This window comes from Flavobacterium sp., assembly GCF_041911335.1.
Classification (GTDB): domain Bacteria; phylum Bacteroidota; class Bacteroidia; order Flavobacteriales; family Flavobacteriaceae; genus Flavobacterium.
This window is the reverse complement of sequence record NZ_JAYRPD010000049.1, coordinates 1-7,729: the sequence shown is the minus strand read 5'-3', so window position 1 is coordinate 7,729 and position 7,729 is coordinate 1. Positions and strand designations below refer to the sequence as shown.

6 protein-coding genes are annotated in these 7,729 nt (G+C 32.2%); all 6 read right to left on the bottom strand.

Features of this window, described 5'->3' with window-relative positions:
• Positions 1 to 908, bottom strand: a 908-nt coding sequence (locus ACE3PD_RS08360; protein ID WP_374401410.1) for a hypothetical protein, incomplete at its 3' end; no start/stop codon positions are given.
• Positions 909 to 1,027: 119 nt separating this feature from the next.
• Positions 1,028 to 3,859, bottom strand: a complete 2,832-nt coding sequence (uvrA, locus tag ACE3PD_RS08355) for an excinuclease ABC subunit UvrA (RefSeq protein WP_374401408.1) — start codon at positions 3,857 to 3,859, stop codon at positions 1,028 to 1,030.
• 70 nt (positions 3,860 to 3,929) lie between these two features.
• Positions 3,930 to 4,370: an acyl-CoA thioesterase gene (locus ACE3PD_RS08350; protein WP_374401406.1), complete on the bottom strand. Its 441-nt coding sequence runs from the start codon at positions 4,368 to 4,370 to the stop codon at positions 3,930 to 3,932.
• Positions 4,371 to 4,384: 14 nt separating this feature from the next.
• Positions 4,385 to 6,202, bottom strand: a complete 1,818-nt coding sequence (locus ACE3PD_RS08345) for a chloride channel protein (RefSeq protein WP_374401404.1) — start codon at positions 6,200 to 6,202, stop codon at positions 4,385 to 4,387.
• A 53-nt stretch (positions 6,203 to 6,255) separates the two neighbouring features.
• Entirely contained in the window at positions 6,256 to 6,921 is a 666-nt protein-coding gene (locus ACE3PD_RS08340; protein ID WP_374401402.1) for a DNA alkylation repair protein, read from the bottom strand.
• Positions 6,908 to 7,504, bottom strand: a complete 597-nt coding sequence (locus ACE3PD_RS08335) for an ACP phosphodiesterase (RefSeq protein ID WP_374401400.1) — start codon at positions 7,502 to 7,504, stop codon at positions 6,908 to 6,910. Before ACE3PD_RS08335 ends, ACE3PD_RS08340 begins: the two co-directional genes overlap by 14 nt.
• Between the last annotated feature and the right edge of the window lie 225 nt (positions 7,505 to 7,729).

Sequence of the window (7,729 nt, the reverse complement as noted above, 5' to 3'; positions counted from 1 at the left end):
GATAGTGATAATGATTTTGCCTTGTTACTCTTAAATTCAACATTTCCGTCTTTAGAAATAATAACCTTTCCATTCAATAATTCATTTTCTATTTCTTCAGCAAAATGATAAAATGAACTTTTAGTTTTTTGATATTCTTCTAAATCATCTGCTACTTTTAATGCGTCTTTAATTGCTTGTGGATATCTTGTTTTTCTATTTAATATTAATTGAAAAGGATTTAAATCTTTTTTTTCAAGTAACATCTCTTGAATCATTTCATATCTTTCATTATTTCTTATTGACAATTCATTACTAAATGTAAAAATGGAATTTCTTTCTACTGGAAAAAATATTGATGATGTAATTGGAAAAAAAGCTAAAAGAGAATATATTCTAGACATCAATACTATATCAATATATGCTATAAATCTTTCATCTCTCTTTACTTCATTAGGAATTGTTAAATTTAAAGTAAAACTATCTTTTTCTTTTTCAATTACAAAATTGTAATTATCTAATTTAATATCCCATTTATATTCTAGATGTAAAATTCTCTCTTGAAATTTATCCAAAGTTTCTAAAACGGAAATACTTGATTTGCTAAAATATTGCTCCTGTTTTGTTTCAGAAAGTGCAAACAAACTCCATAAGTTATTTTTTATTTGAGAAATTTCATTTTGCTGATATTTCCAAACATCATTAATGTCAATTGTTAAACTCACTTCTTTTTCTGAAACAAGCTTATTAATTAACTCTTTGTCAAGTCTGATTCCTAAATTTTTATTTTCAAGTGATGTTATTGCATATATAATATATGCCATATATGTTTTTCCAGTTCCATTTGGTCCACAAAATACATTTAATTTTTTTGACAGATCTATAGTTGCATCTTTTATTGCACCAATTTCTTTAATTTGTATTTCCATTTCTTTATTTTTTTTATGAACTATATTAGATTTTAAGCCAAACTAATTTACAAATGTAATTAACGATACTTTATTAAACAAATTAAGACTTTTTTTAAATATTACAATCAAATTGAATCTTAAATCAATTCTTTTTTCAAAAACTGAGCTGTATAACTTTTTTTATTTTTCACAATTTCCTCTGGAGTTCCTTTTGCTACTACTTCTCCACCGTCTTTTCCACCTTCGTAACCAATATCGATAATGTAATCCGATAATTTTACAACATCTAAATTATGCTCAATAATTAGCACCGTATTTCCTTTATCTACCAACTTATTAATTACATCCATTAATACTCGAATGTCTTCAAAATGTAATCCTGTTGTGGGTTCATCTAAAATGTAAAACGTGTTTCCAGTATCTTTTTTAGATAATTCGGTAGCCAATTTAATACGTTGCGCTTCACCACCGGAAAGTGTTGTACTTTGTTGGCCTAAAGTGATATATCCCAATCCAACATCTTGAATGGTTTTAACTTTTCGATAAATTTTTGGGATATTTTCAAAGAAATCTACTGCTTCATCCACCGTCATATTTAACACGTCAGAAATTGATTTTCCTTTGTAACGAACTTCTAATGTTTCTCTGTTGAAACGTTTCCCCATACAAGTTTCACATTCCACATAAACATCTGGTAAAAAACTCATTTCAATAGTTCTAACGCCTGAACCTTCGCAAGTTTCACATCTACCACCTTTTACATTAAAACTAAATCTTCCAGGTTTATAACCACGAATCATCGCTTCTGGAACTTGAGTAAACAAAGTTCTTATTTCTGAAAACACATCTGTATAAGTCGCTGGATTTGAACGCGGTGTTCTTCCAATCGGACTTTGGTCGATGTCGATTACTTTGTCGATATGTTCTAAACCTTCGATTTTCTTGTATGGTTGTGGTTTTTTAACAGCATTAAAAAAATGCGCATTTAATATCGGATATAAGGTTTCGTTAATCAATGTCGATTTTCCACTTCCTGAAACACCAGTTACACAAACCAATTTTCCTAACGGAATTTCAATCGAAACATTTTTTAAGTTATTTCCCGTAGCTCCTGATAATTTGATGGATTTACCATTGCCTTCTCTACGAATTTTTGGTACTTCAATTTGCATTTTACCACTCATGTATTGAGCCGTAATGGTATTTTCTTTCAGTAATTCTTTCGGCGTTCCTTTACTGATGATTTGTCCACCAAAACGACCAGCTTTCGGACCAATATCAATTACATAATCGGCACGTTCAATCATATCTTTGTCATGTTCAACTACGATTACTGAATTTCCGATATCGCGTAAACTTTCTAATGATTTAATCAAACGCTCGTTATCTCTTTGGTGTAAACCGATACTTGGTTCATCTAAAATATATAAAACGCCAACTAATTGCGAACCAATTTGCGTAGCCAATCGAATGCGTTGGGCTTCACCACCCGAAAGCGATTTTGAACTTCGGTTTAGTGATAAATAATTCAAACCAACATCCAATAAAAACTGTAATCGAGTCGTGATTTCTTTTAAAATTTCAGTCGAAATAACTTGTTGTTTTTCAGAAAGATGATTCGGTAAATCGGCAAACCATTCGGATAATTCGGCAACGTCCATTTGGACTAACTCACCTATGTTTTTTCCGTTTAGTTTGAAATATAACGATTCTTTTCTTAAACGTGTTCCTTCACATTCTGGACATTCATTTTCATCCATAAATTCTTTTGCCCAACGTTTGATACTTGCGGAATCAGAATTATCGTATTGATTTTTGATAAAATTTGAAATACCTTCAAAATCGATTTTATAGTCTTTGGTAATTCCCATAACCTTTGATACGACTGAGAATTTTTCGTTTCCACCATACAAAATCATATCCATGGCTTCTTGTGGAATAGTTTCAATGGCATCGGTTATTTTGAAATCATATTTTTGTGCGATAATTTCCAATTGCTTAAAAATCCACGAACTTTTATATTCGCCCAAAGGAGCAAAACCACCATTTTTTATCGATGATTTCGGATTTGGGATAATTTTTTGAAGATTGATTTCATTCACCGTTCCTAATCCGTTACAACACGGACAAGCGCCTTTTGGAGAGTTGAACGAAAAATTATTGGGTTCCGGATTTGGATAGGATATTCCAGAAGACGGACACATTAAATTACGACTGTAAAAACGTACTTCTTGACTTTCTTGTTCAATCACCATCATTACATCATCCCCATGATACATTGCGGTTTTGATACTTTCTGATAAGCGTTTATCGGTGTCTTCTTCGTTGTCAATCGCCATTCTATCAATTACTATTTCGATGTCATGCGTTTTATAACGATCGACTTTCATACCGTATTCTAAATCACGAATCTCGCCATTAACACGAACTTTTAAGAAACCTTGTTTAGCAATTTGCTCAAATAATTCGCGATAATGTCCTTTACGAGAACGAACCACTGGTGCTAAAATATTGATGCGTTTTTCATTAAAATCCTCTAAAATCAATTGCTTGATTTGCTCATCGGAATACGAAACCATTTTTTCGCCCGTATTGTAACTGTAAGCATCAGCGCCACGAGCATACAACAAACGTAAGAAATCGTAAATTTCGGTAATCGTTCCCACAGTAGAACGAGGCGATTTGCTCGTTGTTTTTTGCTCAATAGCAATCACAGGAGAAAGTCCGTCGATTTTATCTACATCAGGACGTTCTAATCCGCCAAGAAATTGTCGAGCGTAAGCAGAGAACGTTTCTATATATCTTCTTTGTCCTTCCGCATAAATCGTATCAAAAGCCAATGACGATTTTCCAGAACCTGATAAACCAGTAACAACCACTAGTTTTTCTCGTGGAATGGTAACATCTATGTTCTTAAGATTATGAGCTCTCGCTCCAATAATTTCAATTGTTTCTTCTGTGTGTTGCATGTTTTTTGGCAAAACGCAAAGATACTATTTTGAATGTAGAATAACTAATGTGTTTGAATTTAAAATTGATTTACAAAGCGGGCTCATAATCCATAATTGCTTCTCGTAACCAATTAGGAATTTCAATAGATTTGCCTAGTGTTGTATCAATTAAAACCTGAACACTTTTGCCTTTTGCATGAATAACTTCGTTATTTTCTTTATCAAAACTGGTAATTAAATATTCTATTTCAAAACTCTTAGCACCTAATAAAGATGTTCTTAATTTGATGGTTGGTTTAGCAGCTGTTAATTTTAGTTCTTTAAAATAGTCGCATTCAATATGTGCAATTACAAACATGTGTTTGGTCCAATCCCATTTAGGACATGCTGTTGGCATATAGTAACCGCGACCCATTTGAAAATACTCAAAATAATATACATTATTAACGTGATTTAATGGATCTAAATCATTCCAGCGAATGCTTAAAGGTATTGAAAATTTGAAATCTTGAAGATGTATTGTAGACATATGTAAATGTTAAATTATTCGATAATCATTGATTTTAAACGCATTCTGTATTTTTCCAAAATGAGTTGTTTGTAAATAAATCCTATAAAAATGCCATCTTTTAAAACAGGCAATACTTTACAACCCGACGAATCAAACTTTTCCATGATGGTTTCTAAGGTTTCATCATAGAAAATAATTTCTTTTGGAGGTTGCATGACTTCGTTTGTCGAAGTGTATTTTACTTTGAATTGTGAGAAAACAATTGGTCGAATTTCATCTAGCAATATCAAACCTAACAACTTATTTTTTTCATCCAAAACAGGGAAAATATCAGCATCCGATTGTTGGATTTTCTCAACTAATTCTTCCAAATTATCACTAACCGAAATAGGTTTGAAATCAGTTTGAATTAATTTAGCTACATCAATAGAATTCAAAATATTAGCATCACGATTATCCGTAAAAACTTCACCTTTATCAGCCAAATTTTTAATATCAAAGGAATAAGGCTCGAAACGTTTAGAAATCGCAAAACTTACCGATGAAACAATCATTAAAGGAACCATCAAATTATAACCTCCAGTAATTTCAGCAATAAGGAAAATTGCAGTTAATGGTGCATGAAATAATCCGCTCAATATTCCAGCCATTCCTACAAGAGTAAAGTTTCCAATTGGCAACTTAGCGAAACCGATTATATTGAAAAAATAAGCCACACAAAACCCTAAATACGAACCTACAAAAAGCGAAGGAGCAAAATTTCCACCATTTCCACCAGCACCTAATGTCAAACTTGTAGCATAAACTTTTATCAACATCGTTGCACCAACAAACAACAACAAAATCCATTTTGAATCTTCAAAGCGCTCGAAAATAGTATTTTGAACCAAACCCTCTGGATTACTATCAGCTAACGTTTTAATACTTTCATATCCTTCACCAAATAAAGAAGGAAACAAGAAAATCAAAACACCTAAAATTCCGGCTCCAAACAATGCTTTATTGATGATATTAAATTTTAATCCACTAAAATAGTGTTCAATCTTTCTGAAAGTTCTCGCATAATTTATGGAAACTAGGCCACTTAAAACGCCTAGTAAAATATAATAGGGTAAATTATGATAATCGAAAAACTGTACTTTTTTAAACGAAAACAAGATGTTTTCATTCAACATTACCGTTGAAACCAAAGCACCTGTTGCCGCACTAATCATAATAGGAATGAAGGCTGTAATACTAATTTCAGCTAGTACCACTTCAATGGCAAACAAAACTCCAGCAATCGGGGCGTTGAAAGCAGCACCAATTCCGGCAGCGACACCACAAGCTAATAAAAGCGTTCTATCTTTGTAACTTAAACGATAATTTTGTGCATAATTACTCCCAAAAGCAGCTCCCGTAACGGTAATTGGCGACTCTAAACCCGCACTTCCGCCCATACCTACCGTAAAGGAACTTGTGATAATTTGGGCAAACATTTGCTTTCTAGGCATGATTCCGCGCTTTTTAGCGACAGCATACATAATTTGAGAAGTTCCTTTTTCAATAGAACCATCCAAAACCTTTTTAACAATGAGTACTGTAATAATAATACCAATGATTGGCAGCGTACTATTACTGTAAGGAAGATGGAATACATCATCTAATCTTTGAGCCGATTTATAAACCCAATGCGCAAACGTTTTTAGAATAATTACGGCTAAAGCTGAAGAAATTCCGACTAAAACGCACGAAAAATATATAAACTGCCGTGGTGTTAGTAACGATTTTAAAAGAAAAACAAATCGCTCTAAACGTCGGAAGGTTTTGCGTGTAAACGTTTTTAAGGAAAAAGATTTCTTTCTTGGCATTGTCTTGAAGTATTTTACGAAGGTAAATCTTTAATCTGAAAAATGAAACAAAATTAGAGTAAACGTAAGGCTTCTCTTCTACTTAATGGTTTTAAATTGGTTGAATTCACATAAGCTTCGACTCCTTTTGGATTGAATCTACTATAATCGCGTAAAGCCCAACCGATTGCTTTTTGAATGAAGAATTCGTTGGAATCTTTGTGTTTTTCGCATTCCGATTTTAATATTTCGAAATTGGTTTTGTCTTTATAACTCAACTGAAATAAAATAGCACTTCGATTTAACCACATGTTTTCAGAATTTGAAAAACGTTCAACTACTTTCAAAGTCTCCGAAGGAAATTGCAACAAATAACCACCTAAAATATATTTCGCAATCGTATCAACTGAATCCCACCAAGAATTAGTAATTATCAATTTTTCAATCAATTGAATATCTTCTAAACCATAATTTTTCTTGAACTCTTTTAGTAATAAATCAATTGCTGTTTGATGAAATTCACGTTCTTTCATTTGAAACAATTCCCAAGCAATTACCCTAAAGTTTGATTTGACTCCAACTGTATTTTGTTCATAATTTGATTTGAAAATTGCTCGTCTTTGCTCAGTTTTGATTCCTAAAAACGAGAAGTTATTCTTCATATACTTTCCCATAGGAATTGCTAGTTCGCTATTGGATGCTTTTCGAAAATCAGCTTCTAAATCACTACAAAATTTCATTGAGTTCCTTTAATTTTTGTTGGCACGAAAGTACTAATTCTTCAAAAAACTGAAAAAATTCCGATTCAAATTCGGTATAAAAATCTTGAATTTCCACAATCGCTTCTTGCATGTGTGCTCGGTGCTTGGTTCGGTAATCCATCTGAAAAAGAATCATTTCCAAACCTGGAATAGTTGCATAACTTACTAGCCAATTTCGTCCAATCATATAAGGTAACATTCCTTTCGTTCTTTCGGTTAGAATTTCATAGTTATCTTGCATCAATTGGTAAAAATCAGCGGCATAATCTTCTAACTTTTCATTAGAATATTTACTCCAATTTTTCGCCAAGAAATGATCGTAAGCGATATCCATAATCACACCCGAATAATGTCCGTATTTTTCGTGCAAACGATGTTTGCTTTTGCGATAAATTGGATGTGCATCTGTAAAACTATCAATATGACGATGCAATAAAATCCCTTTTTGAATGGCGTTTGGATAATCTAAATACTGTGAACCGCGAATACTATCTGCCATGAAGTTGCCAATTTTGACAAAATCATCTTCACCTGACAAATAAATATGAGCGAGAAAATTCATGTTGGAAAAGGTTAAAAGTTTATGTGTTTATAAGTTTAAAAGGATTGGTGATTTTGTTTACACATAATTATTAAGAGTAAATATATCACTACTATCCGAAAGTTTTTCAAAAATAGAAAAAAAACTTCTGTATCCCTTTGTTTATATGCTTAATTTTGTTTGATTGATAAAATTATCTGTTGAAAAAATGTTTTTTTCTGGTGGTTTTTCAGCTTTTTTTACAAT